Annotated in this window: 20 protein-coding genes and 1 pseudogene; 16 read left to right on the top strand and 5 right to left on the bottom strand. The window is 75.0% G+C overall.

The features are described from left to right. Positions 1–2: 2 nt before the first annotated feature. From BLU42_RS07285 to BLU42_RS07245, 9 genes and pseudogenes are all read left to right on the top strand, one after another. Complete coding sequence (locus tag BLU42_RS07285; RefSeq protein ID WP_231918490.1) at positions 3–1,133, top strand: quinone-dependent dihydroorotate dehydrogenase; 1,131 nt, start codon at positions 3–5, stop codon at positions 1,131–1,133. 109 nt (positions 1,134–1,242) lie between these two features. After that, entirely contained in the window at positions 1,243–1,971 is a 729-nt protein-coding gene (pyrF, locus tag BLU42_RS07280) for an orotidine-5'-phosphate decarboxylase (RefSeq protein ID WP_407940254.1), read from the top strand. An 86-nt stretch (positions 1,972–2,057) separates the two neighbouring features. Beyond that, complete coding sequence (gene mihF / locus BLU42_RS07275) at positions 2,058–2,387, top strand: integration host factor, actinobacterial type (RefSeq protein WP_091073883.1); 330 nt, start codon at positions 2,058–2,060, stop codon at positions 2,385–2,387. A 3-nt stretch (positions 2,388–2,390) separates the two neighbouring features. After that, a complete protein-coding gene (gene gmk, locus BLU42_RS07270; protein ID WP_091073882.1) occupies positions 2,391–2,942 on the top strand; it encodes a guanylate kinase in 552 nt (183 codons plus the stop codon). 94 nt (positions 2,943–3,036) lie between these two features. Beyond that, a complete protein-coding gene (rpoZ, locus tag BLU42_RS07265) occupies positions 3,037–3,357 on the top strand; it encodes a DNA-directed RNA polymerase subunit omega (protein ID WP_269458018.1) in 321 nt (106 codons plus the stop codon). Positions 3,358–3,361: 4 nt separating this feature from the next. Beyond that, positions 3,362–4,620: pseudogene (gene coaBC / locus BLU42_RS21700) on the top strand (bifunctional phosphopantothenoylcysteine decarboxylase/phosphopantothenate--cysteine ligase CoaBC). Further along, the gene (metK, locus tag BLU42_RS07255) at positions 4,617–5,810 is read left to right on the top strand and encodes a methionine adenosyltransferase (RefSeq protein ID WP_091073880.1); all 1,194 of its coding nucleotides are present in this window, start codon (positions 4,617–4,619) and stop codon (positions 5,808–5,810) included. The pseudogene coaBC and the gene metK overlap by 4 nt, the downstream one beginning before the upstream one ends. A 185-nt stretch (positions 5,811–5,995) precedes the next feature. After that, complete coding sequence (locus BLU42_RS07250; protein ID WP_157719873.1) at positions 5,996–6,361, top strand: HAD family hydrolase; 366 nt, start codon at positions 5,996–5,998, stop codon at positions 6,359–6,361. A 56-nt stretch (positions 6,362–6,417) separates the two neighbouring features. Continuing rightward, positions 6,418–6,684 (top strand): hypothetical protein, encoded by a 267-nt coding sequence (locus BLU42_RS07245; protein ID WP_091073878.1) that lies wholly within the window; start codon positions 6,418–6,420, stop codon positions 6,682–6,684. A 29-nt stretch (positions 6,685–6,713) separates the two neighbouring features. On the opposite strand, the gene BLU42_RS07240 is transcribed toward BLU42_RS07245, so the two are convergent. Together BLU42_RS07240 and BLU42_RS07235 are read right to left on the bottom strand one after the other, a co-directional pair. Then, entirely contained in the window at positions 6,714–7,142 is a 429-nt protein-coding gene (locus tag BLU42_RS07240) for a hypothetical protein (RefSeq protein WP_091073877.1), read from the bottom strand. After that, the gene (locus BLU42_RS07235) at positions 7,139–8,464 is read right to left on the bottom strand and encodes a threonine/serine exporter family protein (RefSeq protein WP_231918487.1); all 1,326 of its coding nucleotides are present in this window, start codon (positions 8,462–8,464) and stop codon (positions 7,139–7,141) included. The genes BLU42_RS07240 and BLU42_RS07235 overlap by 4 nt, the downstream gene beginning before the upstream one ends. A gap of 84 nt (positions 8,465–8,548) precedes the next feature. On the opposite strand from BLU42_RS07235, the gene BLU42_RS07230 reads away from it, so the two are divergent. Genes BLU42_RS07230 through rpe form a run of 4 tightly spaced genes read left to right on the top strand, consistent with a single transcriptional unit; the run spans position 8,549 to position 13,633 of the window. Further along, positions 8,549–10,591: a primosomal protein N' gene (locus BLU42_RS07230; protein ID WP_091073876.1), complete on the top strand. Its 2,043-nt coding sequence runs from the start codon at positions 8,549–8,551 to the stop codon at positions 10,589–10,591. Positions 10,592–10,639: 48 nt separating this feature from the next. Next, positions 10,640–11,572 carry a methionyl-tRNA formyltransferase gene (fmt, locus tag BLU42_RS07225; protein ID WP_091073875.1) on the top strand — a complete coding sequence of 311 codons (933 nt, stop codon included), beginning with the start codon at positions 10,640–10,642 and terminating at the stop codon, positions 11,570–11,572. 1 nt (position 11,573) lies between these two features. Next, entirely contained in the window at positions 11,574–12,926 is a 1,353-nt protein-coding gene (locus BLU42_RS07220) for an RsmB/NOP family class I SAM-dependent RNA methyltransferase (RefSeq protein WP_172825764.1), read from the top strand. Between the two features lie 53 nt (positions 12,927–12,979). Further along, entirely contained in the window at positions 12,980–13,633 is a 654-nt protein-coding gene (rpe, locus tag BLU42_RS07215) for a ribulose-phosphate 3-epimerase (protein WP_091073873.1), read from the top strand. Here the strand turns inward: rpe and BLU42_RS07210 are convergent. Next, positions 13,630–14,793, bottom strand: coding sequence for an AI-2E family transporter (locus tag BLU42_RS07210; protein ID WP_091073872.1), 1,164 nt, complete (start codon positions 14,791–14,793; stop codon positions 13,630–13,632). The genes rpe and BLU42_RS07210 overlap by 4 nt on opposite strands. 44 nt (positions 14,794–14,837) lie before the next feature. Next, positions 14,838–15,704, bottom strand: a complete 867-nt coding sequence (locus BLU42_RS07205; RefSeq protein WP_197680656.1) for a PAC2 family protein — start codon at positions 15,702–15,704, stop codon at positions 14,838–14,840. Between the two features lie 169 nt (positions 15,705–15,873). On the opposite strand from BLU42_RS07205, the gene BLU42_RS21320 reads away from it, so the two are divergent. From BLU42_RS21320 to BLU42_RS07190, 3 genes are read left to right on the top strand one after another with little or no spacing between them, the layout of a single operon-like run. Further along, entirely contained in the window at positions 15,874–17,364 is a 1,491-nt protein-coding gene (locus tag BLU42_RS21320) for a YhjD/YihY/BrkB family envelope integrity protein (protein WP_091073871.1), read from the top strand. After that, positions 17,361–17,714 (top strand): DUF3618 domain-containing protein, encoded by a 354-nt coding sequence (locus BLU42_RS07195; RefSeq protein ID WP_197680655.1) that lies wholly within the window; start codon positions 17,361–17,363, stop codon positions 17,712–17,714. The genes BLU42_RS21320 and BLU42_RS07195 overlap by 4 nt, the downstream gene beginning before the upstream one ends. A 28-nt stretch (positions 17,715–17,742) precedes the next feature. Then, the gene (locus BLU42_RS07190; protein ID WP_091073869.1) at positions 17,743–18,015 is read left to right on the top strand and encodes a DUF4235 domain-containing protein; all 273 of its coding nucleotides are present in this window, start codon (positions 17,743–17,745) and stop codon (positions 18,013–18,015) included. A gap of 282 nt (positions 18,016–18,297) precedes the next feature. Here BLU42_RS07190 and BLU42_RS07185 read toward each other — a convergent pair whose 3' ends face one another. Beyond that, positions 18,298–18,600, bottom strand: a complete 303-nt coding sequence (locus tag BLU42_RS07185) for a WhiB family transcriptional regulator (RefSeq protein WP_091073868.1) — start codon at positions 18,598–18,600, stop codon at positions 18,298–18,300. Positions 18,601–18,760: the final 160 nt, after the last annotated feature.

Here is an 18,760-nt window from a genome sequence, read left to right as displayed (position 1 = left end):
GCGTGGCGCCCGACCTGCGGCTCGACCTGCGCCCGGACGCCGCGTACGCGCGGCTGCTGCGCCCGCTGCTGTTCCGCTCCTACGGCGGCGACCCGGAGCGGGTGCACTCGGCCACGCTGCGGGCGCTGGCGGCGCTCGACGCGCAGCCGGCAGCGCTCGCGGCGCTGCGGCTGCTGACCCGCGGCCCGCGTCGCCCGGTGGAGGCCCTCGGGCTGACGTTCCCCGGGGTGGTGGGCTTGGCCGCGGGGATGGACAAGGACGGCCTCGCTCCGCACGCCTGGGCGGCGATGGGCTTCGGCCACGTCGAGCTGGGCACCGTGACGGCCACCGCGCAGCCGGGCAACCCGCGCCCGCGGCTCTTCCGGCTGCCCGCCAGCGGCGGGCTGGTCAACCGGATGGGCTTCAACAACGCCGGGGCCGCGGCGCTCGCCGCCCGGCTCGACGCGGCGGGCGTCCGGCGTGGCTCGCCCGCCCCGGGCGTCCCCGTCGGCATCTCCCTGGGCAAGACGAAGACGACGCCGCTGGAGGAGGCGGCCGGCGACTACCTGGCGTCCTTCGCGGCGGTCGCTCCGCACGCCGACTACGTCGCCGTGAACGTCTCCAGCCCCAACACCCCCGGGCTGCGGAGCCTGCAGGACGGCGCGACGCTGCGCGCGCTCGTCGCGGCGCTCGTGGCCGCGGCGCGGGCGCAGGACCCGGCCCGCCCGGTGCCGGTGCTGGTCAAGGTCGCGCCCGACCTCACGCCCGAGGCGCTCGAGGACGTCCTCGACGTCTGCACGGGTGCCGGGGCGGCGGGGCTCGTCGCCACCAACACGACGCTGGCCCGCGACGGGCTCGCCGAGACCGACGCGTGGCGGGCGGGGGAGGCCGGCGGCCTGTCCGGCGCGCCGCTCGCCGTGCGCGCCCGCGAGGTCGTCGCGTTCCTCGCCGCGCGCACCGACCTGCCGGTCATCGGGGTCGGGGGCATCACCAGCGCCGACGACGGCCAGGCCCTGCTCGACGCGGGCGCCCGGCTGCTGCAGGTCTACACCGGCTTCGTCTACGGCGGTCCGGCCCTGCTGCGGGCGGTCGACGCCCGTGCGGCGGCGCCGAGGCGGTCCGTCGCGACGTCACGAGGGGAGCGGGCAGCATGAGGGAGCCGTACGGGGTCCGGCTGGCCGCGGCGGTCGCGGAGCGCGGGCCGCTGTGCGTCGGCGTCGACCCGCACCCGGGGTCCTCGAGGCGTGGGGCCTGGAGCCGACCGTGCAGGGCCTCGAGCGCTGCGCGCGCGGCATGGTCGAGGCGCTCGGCGACCAGGTGGCCGTGCTCAAGCCGCAGTCGGCCTTCTTCGAGGCGTACGGCTCGGCCGGGGTCGCCGTCCTGGAGCGGGTCCTCGCCGACTGCGCCGCCGCCGGTGCGCTCTCGCTGCTCGACGTCAAGCGCGGCGACATCGGCTCGACCATGGACGCGTACGCCGCCGCCTACCTGGGCGAGGGCTCGCCGCTGGCCGCCGACGCGGTCACGCTGAGCCCCTACCTGGGGTTCGGGTCGCTGGACGGCGCGGTCGAGCTGGCCCGGCGCCACGGGCGCGGCGTCTACGTGCTCGCCCTCACCAGCAACCCGGAGGGGCCGCAGGTGCAGCACGCCCTCACCGCGGGCGGTGACGGCGCGGGGAGCACGGTCGGCCAGACGGTCGTCGACGAGGCCGCCCGGCGCAACGCCGGGGCCGAGCCGCTCGGCGACGTCGGCGTCGTCGTCGGCGCGACGATCGGGCGCACCGGGACGCGCTTCGAGCACCTGAACGGCTCGGTGCTCGCGCCCGGCCTCGGTGCCCAGGGCGGGACGGCGGCCGACCTGGCCGAGGTGTTCGGCGCGGCGCTGCCGCTGGTCCTGCCGACGACGAGCCGCGACGTCATGCGGGCCGGGCCCGACCCCGTACGGCTCAGGCGGGCCGCACGGGCGGTCGTGGAGTCGGTCGCCGGGCTGAGATAGGTTCGGAAGCCCCCGGGCCGGAGCGACGTCGTCGGTGCACGTCCACGACCTGCCCGAGCCCTGCGAAGACGTGAGAGGAGGACCCGGTGAGCATCCCCCCGTTGAGCGACGAGCAGCGCCAGCAGGCGCGGCACGCGGCCACCGAGGCCCGCCGCCGACGCGCCGAGGTCAAGCAGGCTCTGCGGACGGGTGAGCGGAGCCTCGCCGAGGTGCTCGAGGCCGCGGAGCACGACGACGTCGTGGCCCACACCAAGGTCGTCGACGTGCTGAAGTCCCTGCCGCGCGTCGGCGCTGTGCGCGCCGGCAAGGTCATGGAGCGCCTCGAGATCGCGCCGAACCGCCGCCTGCGCGGCCTGGGCAAGCACCAGACGGCGGCGCTGGTGGCCGAGTTCGCCCGGTCCGTCGACGAGACCTGAGCGGTGACGAGCCGCCTCACCGTCCTGTCGGGGCCGACCGCCGTCGGCAAGGGGACGGTCACCACCGCCCTCGCGGCGACGCACCCGGACGTCTTCGTCTCCGTCTCGGCCACCACGCGCCCACCGCGGCCCGGGGAGGTCGACGGCCAGCACTACCTCTTCGTCTCCGAGGCGGAGTTCGACGAGCTCGTCTCCTCGGGGCTGCTGCTGGAGTGGGCGGTGGTGCACGGCGTGCACCGCTACGGCACGCCCCGCGCCCCCGTCGTCGCCGCGACCGAGTCCGGACGCCCCGCGCTGCTGGAGATCGACCTGCAGGGCGCCCGGCAGGTGCGGACGTCCTGGCCCGAGGCGCGCTTCGTCTTCCTGGCCCCGCCGAGCTTCGACGAGCTGCAGCGCCGGCTCGTCGGCCGGGGGACCGAGACCCCGGCCCAGCGCGAGCGCCGGCTGCAGACCGCGCACGCCGAGCTGGAGGCGGCGTCCGAGTTCGACGCGGTGGTGGTCAACGTCAGTGTCGAGCAGGCGGTCGCGGACTTGGTAGCCTTGATGGGTCTGTGATCGAGCAGACAGACCGGCAGGCTGCCGACCGGGTCCCCCCGAGGACCGGACCGGGTCCGGCACAGCCCCTGCCCACCCGATGAAGAGGAACCCTGTGGCTCAGAACGCTTCCCAGACCGCTGCCGCCGAAGGCATCACGAACCCGCCGATCGACGAGCTGCTGACGCAGTCCGACAGCAAGTACCGCCTCGTGCTGTTCGCGGCCAAGCGCGCCCGCCAGATCAACGCGTACTACTCCCAGCTCGGCGAGGGCCTCCTGGACCACGTCGGCCCGCTGGTCGAGACCGCCGTGCAGGAGAAGCCGCTCTCCATCGCGCTGCGCGAGCTCAACGAGGGCAAGCTCACCGCGATCGACATCGACCCGGACGCCGAGGCCGAGACGACCGCCGAGCCCGACCCCTTCGCCTCCGCGTAGCCCCGTGAGCCGCGTCCTCCTCGGCGTCGCGGGAGGCATCGCGGCGTACAAGGCCTGCGAGCTGCTCCGGCGGCTGCGCGACGACGGCCACGAGGTGACCGTCGTCCCCACGGAGTCCGCCCTGACCTTCGTCGGGCGGGCCACGTGGGAGGCGCTGTCCGGACGCCCGGTCAGCACCGACGTCTGGAACGACGCGTACGAGGTTCCCCACGTCCGGCTCGGGCGCGAGGCCGACCTCGTCGTCGTCGCCCCGGCCACCGCCGACCTCCTGGCCCGCGCCGCCACCGGCCGGGCCGACGACCTGCTGACGAACGTCCTGCTCACCGCGACCTGCCCGCTGGTGCTCGCCCCGGCGATGCACACCGAGATGTGGCAGCACCCGGCGACCCGGGCGAACGTCGCGACGCTGCGCTCGCGCGGAGCGGTGGTCGTCGACCCCGCGGTGGGTCGGCTGACCGGCGCAGACTCCGGGGCCGGGCGCCTCCCCGAGCCCGCCGAGATCCTCGCGGTCGCGCGGACGGTGCTCGCCGCGCCGGGCGTCGCGCCGCTCGCCGCCGCCCAGGACCTCGCCGGTCTCGACGTCGCGGTCAGCGTCGGCGGGACGCGCGAGCACCTCGACCCGGTGCGGTTCATCGGCAACTCCTCCTCCGGCCGGATGGGCTGGGCGCTCGCCCGCGCCGCCCGGCTCCGGGGGCCAGCGTGCACGCCGTCGTCGCGCACACCGACGTCGCCGGCCCGCCGGCCGTCGAGGTCGAGCGCGTGGGCAGCACCGCCGAGCTGGCCGCGGCGATGACGCGGGCCGCGAAGACGGCCGACGTGGTCGTGATGGCCGCCGCGCCGGCCGACTTCACCCCCCGCGGGGCGAGCGAGACCAAGATCAAGAAGAGCGGCGACGGCGGGCTCGCCGTGGACCTGGTGCAGACCCCGGACGTGCTGCGCGGCCTGGTCGAGGCCCGCGAGGACGCCGCCCAGGTGATCGTCGGCTTCGCGGCCGAGACCGCGCCCGACCACGCACGGCTCGTCGCGCTCGGGCGCGACAAGCTGGCGCGCAAGGGCTGCGACCTGCTCGTGCTCAACGCCGTGGGCCACGGCCTGGTCTTCGGCTCCGAGGACAACGAGGTCACGCTGCTCGCCCGCACCGCGGGCGACGCCGGGGGAGAAGCGGTCGTCGACGGGCCGCACGCCGGCAGCAAGGACGTGCTCGCCCACCGGATCCTGGACGCGGCGCTCGCCCTTCGCCCGCGGGATAGGTTGCAGCGGTGACCGGACGCCTCTTCACCTCCGAGTCGGTGACCGAGGGCCACCCCGACAAGATCGCCGACCAGATCAGCGACTCCGTGCTCGACGCCCTCCTCGCCGAGGACCCGCACAGCCGGGTCGCGGTCGAGACGCTCGTCACGACCGGGCTGGTCGTCGTCGCCGGCGAGGTCACCACCGACGCCTACGTCGAGATCCCCTCGATCGTGCGCTCGCGCATCCTCGAGATCGGCTACGACTCCTCGACCAAGGGCTTCGACGGCGCCTCCTGCGGCGTCCAGGTGGCCATCGGCCAGCAGTCGCCCGACATCGCGCAGGGCGTCGACACCGCGTACGAGCGGCGCACGGGGGAGTCGGTCGACGACCTCGATGCGCAGGGCGCGGGCGACCAGGGCCTGATGTTCGGCTACGCCTCCGACGAGACGGCCAACCTGATGCCGCTGCCGATCGACCTGGCGCACCGCCTGGCCGAGCAGCTGTCCGAGGTCCGCAAGGACGGGCGCGTGCCCTACCTGCGCCCCGACGGCAAGACCCAGGTGACCATCGAGTACGACGGCGACCGGCCCGTGCGCCTCGACACGGTCGTCCTCTCCAGCCAGCATGCCGCCGACATCGACCTCGACGCGCTGCTCACCCCGGACGTGCGCAAGCACGTCGTCGAGCCGGTGCTCGAGCGCTTCGAGATCGACACCCGGGGCTACCGGCTGCTGGTCAACCCGACCGGCCGCTTCGAGGTCGGCGGCCCGATGGGCGACGCCGGGCTCACCGGCCGCAAGATCATCGTGGACACCTACGGCGGCATGGCCCGCCACGGCGGGGGCGCCTTCTCCGGCAAGGACCCGTCCAAGGTCGACCGCTCCGCCGCGTACGCGATGCGCTGGGTCGCCAAGAACGTCGTCGCCGCCGGCCTCGCGCACCGTTGCGAGGTCCAGGTCGCGTACGCGATCGGGCGCGCGCACCCGGTCGGCTTCTACGTCGAGACCTTCGGCACCGAGCAGGTCCCCGTGAGCCGCATCCAGGAGGCCGTGCTGGCGGTCTTCGACCTGCGTCCCGCCGCCATCATCCGCGACCTCGACCTGCTGCGGCCCGTCTACGCGCCCACCGCGCGCTACGGCCACTTCGGGCGCGAGCTCCCCGGCTCGACCTGGGAGCGCACCGACCGCGCCGACGCGCTCGCTGCCGCCGTCCGCGGCTGAATCTTGAGGGGGACGATCCCCCTCGCCCCCTGCCGAGGGTCCACTCGCTGGCGCTCGCGGAGCCCTGGGTCATGGAGGGGGACGATCCCCCTCGCCCCCTGGCGAAGGTCCACTCGCTGGCGCTCGCGGAGCCCTGGGTCGCGCCGCCGTCCTCGGCCTGCGGAGCGGCCGCCTAGGTTGTGCGGGTGATCGTCGGCTTCGACTACTGGCACGTGCTCAGCCACTACCCGACTCAGATCGGTCACCTGATCGCGCTGCACGCCGCGGCGGGCGACGAGGTGCACGTGGTCTCGGCCATCGGGCACGGCCGGATCGGGACCGTGGAGGCCGAGGTGCGGGCCGTCACCGACGTGCCGACGGTGCACGAGGTCGTCTTCGACCACACGCGCGAGTCGCCCGAGCTCAAGCTGGCCAAGTGCCGCGAGCTGGGGATCGAGCTCTTCTACGACGACCGCGAGGACGTCTGCCGGATGCTGTCGGAGAACGGCATCCTCGCGTTCCGGGTGCCCCGCGGCGGCAGCGCCGACGACCAGGCGGCCGAGCGGACGTGAGCCCGCGAGGGCGCGATCAGCCTCCGTCACCCGGCGAGGCTCCGCCGGTCGACGCGGTGCGCGCCGTGCTCCGCGGGCTGGTCACGGGCACGACGACGCCCTTCGAGGCGGAGGACTGGGCGATGCCCTGGGTCGCGGCCTGGGACCCGCCCGAGATGGACAGGGCGCGCTGGCGGGCGCTGACGACCTTGTCCGGAGCCGGGCTGCTCGTCGCCCCCGACGAGCTGCTGTTCGGTCCGGACGACTTCGCTGCATGGTTGCGCGACTTCGAGGACGGCCTCGAGCTCGACGGCGTCCTCGAGGACGACGCCGAGCGGGCCTGACCACTCGCCGGGCTCGTCCCGGCACCGGTTCACACCCAGATACGGGGCTGGCCTGTGACGGCCCGGAGGTCGGCGGTCTCGACGCCGTCGGCCGTTCGCACGTAGGGCATGAGCACGGTCAGCGCCTGCCCCTCGGCGTGCTCGAGGTCGACCTGGACGACGTCGGAGCCGTCCGGCATCGCGGCGTCGAGCACCACGGCGACGGCGCGGAAGTGGTCGCGCGCCGAGCGGAGCGCGACCCGGAGCCCCTCCAGCACCTCCGCCGCCGGGGGCGGTCCGCTGCCCTCGTCCCAGCCGGCCGCCGTCAGCGAGACCGTGCCGTCGACGTCCAGGGTGAAGGCCACGGGGGCGAAGCCGCCCTCGCTCAACCGGTCCTCGGCGTAGCGGAGCGCGTGGTCCAGCAGCCCGTCCAGGTCGTCCTGCGCCGGGGAGGACGCCCGGTCGCGCCACGTGGTCATCGGTCGGTCTCCTGGGCGAGGGGTGCTCCGGTCGCAGGGTCGTCGGGCCGGTGGTCGAGCGGCAGGTGCGTGCGGACGCGGATCCGGCGGGCCCGGCGAAGCACGGAGCGCAGCGACTGGGCGGCGGCCGTGCCGACGAGCAGGCCGAGCGCGAGCGCGCTCACCAGGGTCACCACGCCGAGGACGGTGGCCGTCGCGCCGCCCGGGTCGAGCGCGAGCTCGGTCGCCGACAGCACGCCGAGGCTGCCGGGCACGAGCAGCCAGAAGGACGGCAGGAAGACCACGAGCCGCGGCAGGTCGGGCACCACCGCCTCGACGACGTAGGAGCCCAGGCTGGCCGCGACCGCGCCGAGGAAGCTGCCGAGCACCGGGCCCGAGTAGTGCTGCCCGAGCCCCTGCGCGGCGAAGGCGAGCACCAGGACCACGAGGATCCAGGGCAGCAGCCGCACCGGCGGCGACTCCAGCAGCCCGATGCCGGCGCAGATCAGCACCAGCCCGAGCGGCGCGGTCCACCAGCCCAGGTCGTCGACGCGGACGTTGCGCAGGGCCTCGCGGGGCAGGTCGAAGAGCCGGGTGGCGGCGACGACGCCGAGGGTGAAGAGCAGGACCTGCACGAGGCCGAAGATCAGCCGCGACGACCCGGCCACCATGTCGCCGGTCGCGAGCTCCGACATCGCCGTCACCAGCAGCGCCCCGGGCAGCAGCACGGCCAGCGGCGGGAGCAGCGTCCGCAGCGGTCCCTCCACCAGCCCGAGGTCGGTGGCGGTGAACACCAGGCAGGCGACGAGGAAGGCCGCCACCACGGGCAGCAGCGTCGCGAGCAGCGTGACGCGCTGCGCCAGCCGGAACAGCGCGACCACGACCAGCGCGCCGAGCGCGGCCAGCACGACGTTGCGCCAGCCCGGCTGCAGGATCAGGGCGATGCCGGTGGCCACGGCGACCCAGCCGAGGTTCGCCAGCCACACGGGGTAGCGCGGGGGCTGGTGGCGCAGGTCCAGCAGCCGCTGGTCGGCGGTCGCGGCGTCGACGCGGCCGAGCAGGAGGTCGCGGCGGATCTCGCGGACCTGGGCCGCCTGGTCGAGCCGCAGCGCGCCGGTGACCGCCTCGTACGCCGACGGGGCCCCGCTCGACAGTGAGAGCATGACGCCGGTCGGGCCGGCCGCGATCTGGGTGCCGGGGTGGCCGAGCGCCCGGCCCACCTCGGCGAGCTCGTCCTCGACCTCGTTGATCGGCTGGCCGGTCGCGACCATCGCCGTGCCGAGGTGCACGAGCAGCGTCCGCGCGTCCTGCTCGGACGTCGTCCGCCCGCTCGTCGCCGTCACCGGCCCACCCTCTCACCGCCCGCCCCGTCCGTCGGGCACCCGTCGACCGGCGGTCCTGTCGGTGGCTCTGCCTAGGATCCGCGTGTGCCCGCCGACCCCGCCCCCGCGCCCGCGGAGCCGGCCCAGCCGTCGCAGCCGGTGGCCCGGGTCGCGGTGGACGTGCCGCTCGCACACCTCGACCGGCCCTTCGACTACCGCGTCACGCCCGAGCAGGACGCCGAGGCCGTCCCCGGCGCCCGGGTGCGGGTCCGCTTCGCCGGCCGGCTGCGGGACGGCTTCGTGCTCGAGCGCGCCGCCACGACCGACACCGACCGCGTGCTGGCGCCGCTGCACAAGGTCGTCTCGGCCGAGCCCGTCCTGACCCCGGAGACCAGCGCCCTGGTGCGGGCCGTGGCCGACCACTACGCGGGGACGTTCGTCGACGTCGTGCGGCTCGCGGTCCCGCCCCGGCACGCCGCCACGGAGAAGGCGGCCGCGGCGCGGGAGGCGGCCCGGACCGACGGCGAGCCCGAGACGCCCTGGCCGGCGCCGCGCGCGGACCCCTTCGCCGCCTACCCGGACGGGGCCGCGTACGCGTCCGCCCTGCGGGCTGGCCGCTCGCCGCGGGCCCTGTGGCAGGTGACACCGAGCGCGGCGCCGGTGTCGGACTGGGCGGCCGGGTTCGCCGCGGCCGCCCGCGCCTGCGTCGAGGGCGGGCGGGGCGCGGTCCTGCTGGCCCCCGACCAGCGCGACGTCGCTCGGCTGGAGGCCGCCTGCGTCGCGGCGCTGGGCCGGTCCCGCGTCGTCGCGCTGGTCGCCGAGACCGGACCGGCCGCGCGCTACCGCGCCTTCCTGGCCGCGGCCCACGGCCGGGCGCAGGTCGTCGTCGGCAACCGGGCGGCCGCGTACGCGCCGGTCCGTGACCTCGGCCTGGTCGCGCTGTGGGACGACGGCGACGACCTCTGGGCCGAGCCGCGCGCGCCCTACCCCCACACCCGCGAGGTGCTGGCGCTGCGGGCCCGGCAGAGCGGCGCCGCCGCGCTCTTCGCCTCGTACGGGCGCACCGCCGAGCTGCAGGCCTACGTCGAGAGCGGCTGGCTGCGCCCGGTCGCGCAGGCGCGCGCGGACGTGCGCCACGCGGCCCCGCGCGTCCGGGTGGGCGGCGACGACGACCGCGCGCTGGCCCGCGACCCGGCGGCGCGGGCGGCCCGGGTGCCGCACGACGTCTTCACCCTGGTGCGCGCGGCTCTGCCGACGGGTCCGGTCCTGGTGCAGGTCCCGCGGGCCGGCGGCCGTCTCGCCCTCGTCTGCCAGGACTGCCGCGAGCCGGTCCGCTGCGCCTTCTGCTCCGGCCCGACCGCGCTGGGCGAGGGGTCCGGCGCGACCATGACCTGCCGCTGGTGCGGGCGGCCGCAGGTCGACTGGGAGTGCCCGGTCTGCGGCGGCCACCACGTCCGCTCGCCCGTCGTCGGAGCGACGCGGACGGCGGCCGAGCTCGGGCGTGCCTTCCCCGGCGTCCCCGTGCTCCAGTCGAGCGGCGAGGGCCGGCTCGAGGGCGTCGGGCCGACCGGCGCGATCGTCGTCGCCACGCCGGGTGCCGAGCCACCGGCCGAGGGCGGCTACGCCGCCGCCGTGCTCCTGGACACCACCCTGCTGCTGCTGCGCCCGGACCTGCGGGCGTCGGAGGAGGCGCTGCGGCGCTGGTTCGCGGTCGTGGCGCTGGTCCGCGGCGGTGCGGACGGCGGGTCGGTGCTCGCCGTGGGGGACAGCAGCGGTCGCGCCCTGCAGGCGCTCGTGCGTGTCGACCCGGCGGGGTTCGCGGTCCGCGAGCTCGCCGACCGTGCCGAGGCGCACTTCCCGCCGGCCGCGAAGGTCGTGACCGTCGACGGCGCGGCGCCGGTGCTGCAGGAGTACGTGGGCCTCGTCCACGAGCCGCCGGGCACCGAGACGCTCGGGCCCGTCCCGCTGCCGCAGCGCGAGCAGCTGCCCGGCAGCGACGGCGAGCCGTTGCTGCGGCTCACGCTGCGGGCCCCGGTCCGCTCCGGCGGCGCGCTGGTGCGCGCGGCCAAGGAGGTCGCCGGCGTGCGCAGCGCCCGCAAGAGCGATGGCGCGGTCCGCGTGCGGGTCGACCCCGTCGTGCTCGGCTGAGCGCAGCGTCCGAGCGGAGCGAGGACGCAGAACCCGTAGAGTCAGCGGGTGCGAGTCGTCTTCTGCGGGACCCCTGAGGTGGCCGTGCCGGCCCTCGACGCGATCGTGGCGTCCGACCACGAGGTGGTCGCCGTCGTCACCCGGCCGGACGCGCCGAGCGGGCGCGGGAAGCGTCTGACCGCGAGCCCGGTGGCCCTGCGGGCCGAGGAGCTCGAGCTCGAGGTGCTCAAGCCGCAGCGCCCGCGCGACGAGGACTTCGTGGCCCGGCTGACCGAGCTCGCACCCGACTGCTGCCCGGTGGTCGCGTACGGCGCCCTGCTCCCGCAGCGTGTCCTGGACATCCCGCGCCACGGCTTCGTGAACCTGCACTTCTCGGTCCTGCCGCGCTGGCGCGGCGCCGCCCCCGTGCAGCACGCCGTGCTCGCCGGCGACGCCGAGACGGGCGCCACGACGTTCCGCCTGGTCCTCGAGATGGACGCCGGGCCCACGTACGGCGTCGTCACCGAGCCCATCGGTGCCACCGACACGTCTGGCGACCTGCTGACGCGGCTCGCCTACTCCGGCAGCGCGCTCCTGGTCGAGACGCTCGACGCCGTCGAGGCGGGGGTCCAGCCCGTCGAGCAGCCGGGCGAGGGCGTGACCATGGCGCCCAAGATCACCGTCGAGGACGCCCGGGTCGACTGGACCCGCCAGGCCGTCGAGGTCGACCGGCTCGTCCGCGGCTGCCACCCGAACCCCGGCGCGTGGACGACCTTCCGCGGCGAGCGCTTCAAGGTGTCCTCGGCAAGCCCCGGCGGCGGCGACGACGGCACGGCGCTCGCCGCCGGGGAGCTGCTGGTCGGTCGCCGTTCCGTGCTGGTCGGGACGGGTGCGGGCGTGCTCGAGCTGGGGCAGGTGCAGGCGCAGGGCAAGAAGCCGATGGCCGCGGCTGACTGGGCCCGTGGCCTCGGCGCCACCCAGGACCTCCGGCTGGGGGACTGACGTGCCTGCGCGGGTCGACCGCGCCCGCCGGGTTGCCTTCGACGCGCTGCGCCGCGTCACCGGCGAGGAGGCGTACGCCAACCTCGTCCTGCCCGGCCTGCTGACCGAGCGCGGCATCACCGGGCGCGACGCCGCCTTCGCGACCGAGCTCCTGAATGGCACCTGCCGCTGGCTCGGCACCTACGACGCGGTGCTCGCCGCCGCCGCCGGACGGCCGCTCTCCTCCCTCCAGCCCGCGGTCGTCGACCTGCTCCGCCTGGGCACCCACCAGCTGCTGGGCATGCGGGTGGGCAGCCACGCGGCGGTCAGCGCGACGGTCGACCTGGCCGCGGCGACGGTCGGCCGTCGGGTGACCGGCCTCGTCAACGCGGTCCTGCGCAAGGTCGCCGCCCGCGACCTCGACGACTGGGTCACCGCGCTCGCGACCGGGGACGGGCACGACCGGCTCGGGCTGGCGCACGCGCACCCCCGCTGGGTCGTCGACGCGTACGCCGACCTGCTGCCGGACGACGAGCTGGTGGCGGCGCTCGAGGCCGACAACGTCAGCCCGCGGGTCTCCCTCGTGGTCCGCCCGGGGCTCGCGGACGTGGACGAGCTGCTCGACGAGCTCGACGGGACGGGGGAGCGCAGCCGGCTCTCCCCCTTCGGCGTGCGCACCTCGGGCAACCCCGGCGACGTGCCGCTGGTCCGCACCGGTCGCGCCGGCGTGCAGGACGAGGGCTCGCAGCTGGTGGCCTGGGGCGTCACGAGGCCCGAGGCCGGCCGGGGTCCCTGGCTCGACCTCTCGGCCGGACCGGGCGGCAAGACCGCGCTGCTCGCCGGGCTGGCCGCGGCCGACGGCAGCCGGGTCCTGGCCGGGGAGCTGGCGCCGCACCGCGCCGGCCTCGTCGTGAGCGGTGCCCGGGCCTACCCGCTCGAGCGGCGCCCGCAGGTCGTCGTGGCCGACGCGACGCGGCCGGCCTGGCGCCCCGGGACCTTCACCCGCGTGCTCGCCGACGTCCCCTGCACGGGGGTGGGTGCGCTGCGCCGCCGGCCCGAGGCGCGCTGGCGCCGCGACCCCGCCGACGTGGAGGCCCTGCACCCGCTGCAGCGCGCGCTGCTCACCACCGCCCTGGACGCCGCGGCGCCCGGCGGCGTGGTCGCGTACGTCACCTGCTCGCCGCACCGGCGCGAGACCGTCGACGTCGTCGAGGAGACCCTCGCCGGGCGTGACGACGTCGAGGTGCTGCCCGTCGGGACCGTGCTCCCGGGCATCCTCGACGCGACCACGGGGCCCGAGGGGGAGTTCCTCCAGCTCTGGCCGCACCGGCACGGCACGGACGCGATGTTCGCGGCCTACCTGCGCCGCCGCTGAAGCCCGGGGCGGGATCTCGCTAGGGTCTCCTCGTGCCCAGACCGACGCGTGTCATGCCCAGCATCCTGTCGGCGGACTTCGCCAACCTCCAGCGGGAGATCGAGCGCATCCCGAGCGCCGACGCCCTGCACGTGGACGTCATGGACCTTCACTTCGTGCCGAACCTGACCCTCGGCCTGCCGGTGGTCAAGGCCATCCGCTCGGTGACCGCCCAGATGCTCGACATCCACCTGATGATCTCCGACCCGGACCGGTGGGCACCGCAGTACGCCGAGGCCGGCGCGGAGTCGGTGACCTTCCACGTCGAGGCCGCCGCCGCGCCCGTGCGCCTGGCCCGCGAGCTGCGGGAGCGCGGCGCCCGGGCCGGCATGGCCCTCAAGCCGGCGACGCCGGTCGAGCCGTACGCCGACCTGCTCGGCGAGCTCGACATGGTCCTGGTCATGACGGTCGAGCCCGGCTTCGGCGGGCAGTCCTTCCTCGACCTCTGCCTGCCCAAGATCCGCCGGGCCCGCCAGCTGATCAGCGAGTCGGGCGGTGACGTGTGGCTGCAGGTCGACGGCGGCGTCTCCGTGGAGACGGTCGAGCGCTGCGTCGAGGCCGGGGCGGACGCGCTGGTGGCGGGGTCGGCGGTGTTCGCCGCCGACGACCCCGACGCCATGGTCACCCGGCTGCGCGAGCTCGGTGACGCCGCGGCCCGTTGGGCCTAGGTCTTCGCCGGCCGCTCCTGCGCGCTCGCGCCGGCGAGCTTGCGCGGTGTCTGGGGCTGGTCCTTCTTGGGCGAGCTGCTGATCAGCGCGCTCAGCCAGCTCGCGGGCACCGAATTGTCGAGCAGCGTCGACTTGAGGAAGAGTGTCGCCGGGATGGCGAGCAGCGCGCCCAGGCCGCCGAGCAGGTACGCCCAGAAGATCAGCGAGATGAAGGCGACCGTGCCGGAGATGCCGACCGCGTCCCCGGTGAAGCGCGGCTGGATGATCGTCTGGATGATGACGTTGAGCGCGGTGTAGACGATCACCACGGCCAGGGCGCTGCCCGGACCGCCGTCGAGCAGGGCGATGAGGGCGGGCGGGATGACGCCGAGCACGAAGCCGATGTTGGGGATGTAGTTGGTCACGAAGGCGAGCACGCCCCACGTCAACGCCAGCGGCACGCCGATGATGAGCAGCGCCACGGTGTCGAGCACCGCGACGATCAGGCCGAAGATCGTGGTCACGACCCAGTACTTCCGGACGCGGTCGGCGAAGTTCTGCAGCCCGTCGGCGATGTGCGGGCGGGTGCGGCGGATGAGCGCGAGGCGCTCGCCGATGTCGGCCTGGTCGAAGGCCATGAAGATCACGACCGCGACGATCAGCACCAGCAGCGAGCCGAAGCTGGTGACGCCGCTGAGCAGGGTCTGCGCAGGGCCGGCCAGGCTGGTCAGCTGGAAGGAGCCCGCCAGCTTCTGGATCTGCTCCTGGCCGTAGCCCAGGCGGTCGGCCACGCCGAGCAGCGACTGGAAGATGCGGTTGAAGGCGGTGGCGTAGTCGGGGAGCTTCTCCACGAGCTTGAACACCGACCACACCACGGAGCCGAGGATCACGATCACGAGGGCGTAGATCGCCAGCAGGCTGACCAGGCTGGCCAGCGGCGACGGCCAGCGGTGCCTGACCAGGAAGCGCCGCAGCGGGGCGACCGTGATCACCAGCGTGAGGACGAGGAAGACCGGCGCGACGATGCTCGCGGTGCTCTTGAGCCCGACGCCGATGATCACCAGCCCGGCGAGCAGCAGGATGCCGAAGAAGACCGGGGCCTGCGGCTGGCCGGCGACCGGCGGCGTGTCCGGGGGCGCCTGCACCGACGGGCTGCGGGGCTTGCTGTTCTGTCCGGGCATGGTGCTCCTCCTGGTGGCGGACGGGGCGTGTCCGGCGGGTTGGGTCAGTTGCCCCTGCGACGGCGCAGGTAGCGCTCGAACTCGGCGGCGATGGCCTCGCCGCTGGCCTCGGGCAGCTCGGTCGCGTCCTGCTGCTCCTCGAGCGTCGAGACGTACTCCGCGACCTCGGTGTCGTCCGCGGCCAGCTCGTCGACGCCGCGCTCCCAGGCGCGTGCCAGCTCGGGCAGCTCACCCTGGTCGAGCGAGGTGTCGAGCAGCTGCTCGAGCGAGGAGAGCAGCGCCAGCGTCGCCTTGGGGCACGGCGGGTGCGAGACGTAGTGCGGCACGGCGGCCCACAGCGACAGGACCTCGAGCCCGGCCCGGGCGAGCGTGTCGCCGATGACGCCGACGATGCCGGTCGGGCCCTCGTACGTCGAGGGGACCAGCCCCAGCGACGTCATCAGCTCGCGGTCGTAGGTCGACGTCGACACCGGGATCGGCCGGGTGTGCGGGGTGTCGGCCAGCAGGGCCCCGAGGACGTGCACGCGCCGGGCGTTCGCCGACTGCAGCGCCGAGGCGATGGTCGTGGAGAACTGCCGCCAGCGCAGGTTGGGCTCCAGGCCCTGGACCAGGACGAGGTCGCGGCCGTCGGCGAGGCGGCCCACGCGGACCTCGGTGGTCGGCCAGGTCAGCTCGCGCTCGTCGTCGTCGGTCAGGCTCACCAGCGGCCGGTTGACCTGGAAGTCGTAGAAGTCGTCCGGGTCGAGGGCGAAGGCGAGCTCGGCGCCGTACGCCTCCTGGAGGTGGTCGACCACCCCGGTCGCGGCGTTGCCCGCGTCGTTCCACCCGCCGAAGGCGACGACGACGACGGGGTCGACCAGGCTCCTCAGGTCCCGGCCCGACCCGGGCGTCCGACCCGACTGCTCTGCCACGTCGGTCACTGTAACGAAGGCACCGTTCCCGACCGGCGCGCCGCGGCCCCACGAGACCCGGTGGTTTCACGGCTGCGTGAGAGGGTTAACGGCGTAAGGCGGGACGTCGTGCGCAGACGTCCGCCGACCACGTCGATGAGCACCACGACCACGACCACGAGGACGAGCCATGCCGACCGCAGAGGTCACGCGCACCGAACGGGTGCCGGGAGAAGGGGCCGACAAGCCCCAGGACATCCCCAAGCAGGGCTGGGTCCAGATCGCCAAGCGCGGCTGGGCCGAGGCCCAGGCGGACAACGTCCCGCTGCTGGCGGCCGGGATGGCGTACTACGCCTTCCTCGCGATCTTCCCCGCGCTGATCGCCGCGGTCCTGATCTACGGCTTCTTCGCCGACCCGGGGCAGATCAGCAGCCAGATCGACGCGCTGGGCACGGCGATCCCCGCCGACATCCGCAAGACGATCACCGACCAGGTCGCGCTCGCCTCCGGCAACGGTGCGGTCGGGTTCGGCGCGATCATCGCGATCCTGGTGGCGCTGTTCAGCGCCTCGGGTGGCATGGGCAACCTGATGACCGCCGTCAACCTCTGCTACGACGAGGAGGAGACCCGCGGGCTGGTCAAGAAGCGGCTCACCGCCCTGGTGCTGACCGTGGGCGCGATCCTCTTCCTGCTCGTGGTCGTCGCCCTGGTCGCGGTGCTGCCGATCGTCCTGCAGGTGCTCGGCACGAGCCTCGTGGCGACGGTCGTCGTGCAGGTCGTGCGGTGGGTGCTCGTCGTCGCGGTGATCTCGGTGGCGCTCGCCGTGCTCTACCGCGTCGCCCCCGACCGCGACGCCCCGAAGGTCCGCTGGGTCTCGGTGGGTGCGCTCGTCGCCACGGTGCTCTGGATCATCGCGTCGGTCGGCTTCTCGATCTACGTCTCGCAGTTCGCCAACTACGCGAAGACGTACGGCGCCATCGGCAGCATCGTGATCCTGCTGCTCTGGCTCTTCATCACCTCCTACGCGATCCTGCTCGGCGCCGAGATCAACGCCGAGTCGGAGCAGCAGACCATCAAGGACACGACGCGCGGCGCGCCCCAGCCGCTCGGGGACCGGGACGCCGTCAAGGCCGACTCGATCCCCGAGGGTGGGGACTCCGGCACCGCGGGCACGACCGGCGCGAGCGCCGGGACCTCCGACGACCGAACCCGTGAAGGGACAGCCAGCATGACCAGCGACAACGCCTCCGGCGCCTCCTCCCAGGCCGCCGCGGTGCGCAGCACCGTCGACGACCCGTCCGACAAGTCCGTCGGCGAGCTCTTCCGCTCCATGTCGGAGGACCTGAGCGCCCTCGTCCGCGACGAGATCCGCCTGGCCCAGGCCGAGGTCGGCCAGAAGGCCAAGAAGGCCGGCATCGGCATCGGGGCCTTCGGCGGCGCCGGCGTCGTGGCGCTCTACGGACTGGGCGTGCTGATCGCGGCCGCGGTCCTGGGGTTCGCCAACGTGGTCTCGCCCTGGCTCGCGGCGCTGATCGTCGGTGTGATCCTGTTCGTCGTGGCCGGCGTCGCGGCGCTCGTGGGCAAGAAGCAGCTCAGCCAGGCGGCACCGCCGGTGCCCACCGACACCATCGCCAGCGTCAAGACCGACGTGGCCGAGATCAAGGGATCGATCCGCAAGTGAGCGACAGCACCCCCAGCGACGAGAAGCAGACCCCCGAGCAGATCCAGGCCGACATCGAGGCGCGTCGTGAGCGCCTCGCCGCCAACGTCGACGCGCTGAGCGACAAGCTCGACGTCAAGGCGCACGCCCAGGAGGCCGTCCACGACGCGGGCGCGAAGGTGTCCGGAGCCGTGTCGGACGCCGTCTCCGGCGCGAAGGAGTCGGTCGGCTCGGCCGCCGGCTCGGTGGCGGAGGAGTCCCGTACGCTCGTCTCGAGGTTCCGGGCGCTGCCGTCGGCCACCCAGGCCGCGATCGGCGCCGGGGCGGTCGCCCTGGTGGTCGCCCTCGTCGTCCGCAGCGCCCGCGACTGATCCCGTCGCAGAAGCAGGAGCAACAGACATGGTGAACGCAGCCCAGCTCGCCTACCGGCCCGTCGGCATCCTCACCGGCATCGCCGCCGGCGCCGTCGCCGGGGCGATCTTCAAGCAGGTGTGGAAGCGCGTCGCGCGCCAGGACGACGCGCCCGACGCGCTGCAGTCCGAGTACACGCTGGCCCGGGTGATCGTCGCGGCGACCATCCAGGGCGCCATCTTCGCGGCCGTCAAGGCGACCGTCGACCGCCTCGGCGCCCAGGGGTTCCAGAAGCTGACGGGTGAGTGGCCGGGGGACTAGCCGGTCTCTGCGCCTTCCTTGCCGTGCTCGGGTCTGCCTCCGGCCGGCCCGAGCACGAGGGCGCTACGCAACCATCCGCCCGGGACGGCTCACGCTGTCCCGGGCTCTTGCGTCCCGGGCTCCCGCCAGACCCATCCACGCGTAGCGCCCTCGTGCTCGAACCGGCCTTCGGGGTGCGGTCCTCGCCCGGCGCAACGACCGTGGTGGTGGGGGAACGGACAAGGCCCGGTCGCCCTGCTGGTGCAGGACGACCGGGCCTCGGTCCTCGTACGGGTGGCGCCGTCAGGCGGCGTCGGTGCGGCTGGCGCGGCGGGGGCCCTGGCCGCTCCAGCGGCCCTCGCGGACGAGGCGGCGCTCGTGGGCGGTGAGGCCGCCGAAGATGCCGAACTCGGGGCTGGTGCGCAGGGCCCAGGCACGGCAGGTCGCCATGACCGGGCAGCGGGCGCAGATCTCCTTGGCCTGGTTGCTCAGCGCGTGGTGGGTCGCCTGGTCGCCGAGCGGGAAGAAGACCTCGAGGTTCTCGCCCACGCAGGCGGCGTCGGCGCGCCAGTCGGCGCGCCAGCTCTCGCCGCCGCCGGCGGGCATCTGGGACCGTCGGGGCGCATCGGCCGGCGCCGTGACGGTGGTCGGAGGGGACTTCGGACGCAAGGAGGCGCAGGGCTCGTCCAGCTGCCCGGCGCCTGGTGATGGTGCTCGTCTCACGTGGTCGGGGTACCCCGGCCTCCCCGCCCGAAACACAGGAGTG

Source organism: Microlunatus sagamiharensis, assembly GCF_900105785.1.
Taxonomy (GTDB): domain Bacteria; phylum Actinomycetota; class Actinomycetes; order Propionibacteriales; family Propionibacteriaceae; genus Microlunatus; species Microlunatus sagamiharensis.
The sequence above is the reverse complement of the archived record's forward strand: the minus strand, read 5'-3'. Positions and strand labels throughout refer to the sequence as shown.

Coding starts and splice junctions, on each gene's coding strand:
- BLU42_RS07240 (WP_091073877.1), bottom strand. CDS start 7,142: ATGACCACGTGGCGCGACCGGGCGTCCTCCCCGGCGCAGGACGACCTG.
- rpe (WP_091073873.1), top strand. CDS start 12,980: ATGCCCAGCATCCTGTCGGCGGACTTCGCCAACCTCCAGCGGGAGATC.
- BLU42_RS07210 (WP_091073872.1), bottom strand. CDS start 14,793: ATGCCCGGACAGAACAGCAAGCCCCGCAGCCCGTCGGTGCAGGCGCCC.
- BLU42_RS21320 (WP_091073871.1), top strand. CDS start 15,874: ATGCCGACCGCAGAGGTCACGCGCACCGAACGGGTGCCGGGAGAAGGG.
- BLU42_RS07190 (WP_091073869.1), top strand. CDS start 17,743: ATGGTGAACGCAGCCCAGCTCGCCTACCGGCCCGTCGGCATCCTCACC.
- BLU42_RS07185 (WP_091073868.1), bottom strand. CDS start 18,600: ATGCCCGCCGGCGGCGGCGAGAGCTGGCGCGCCGACTGGCGCGCCGAC.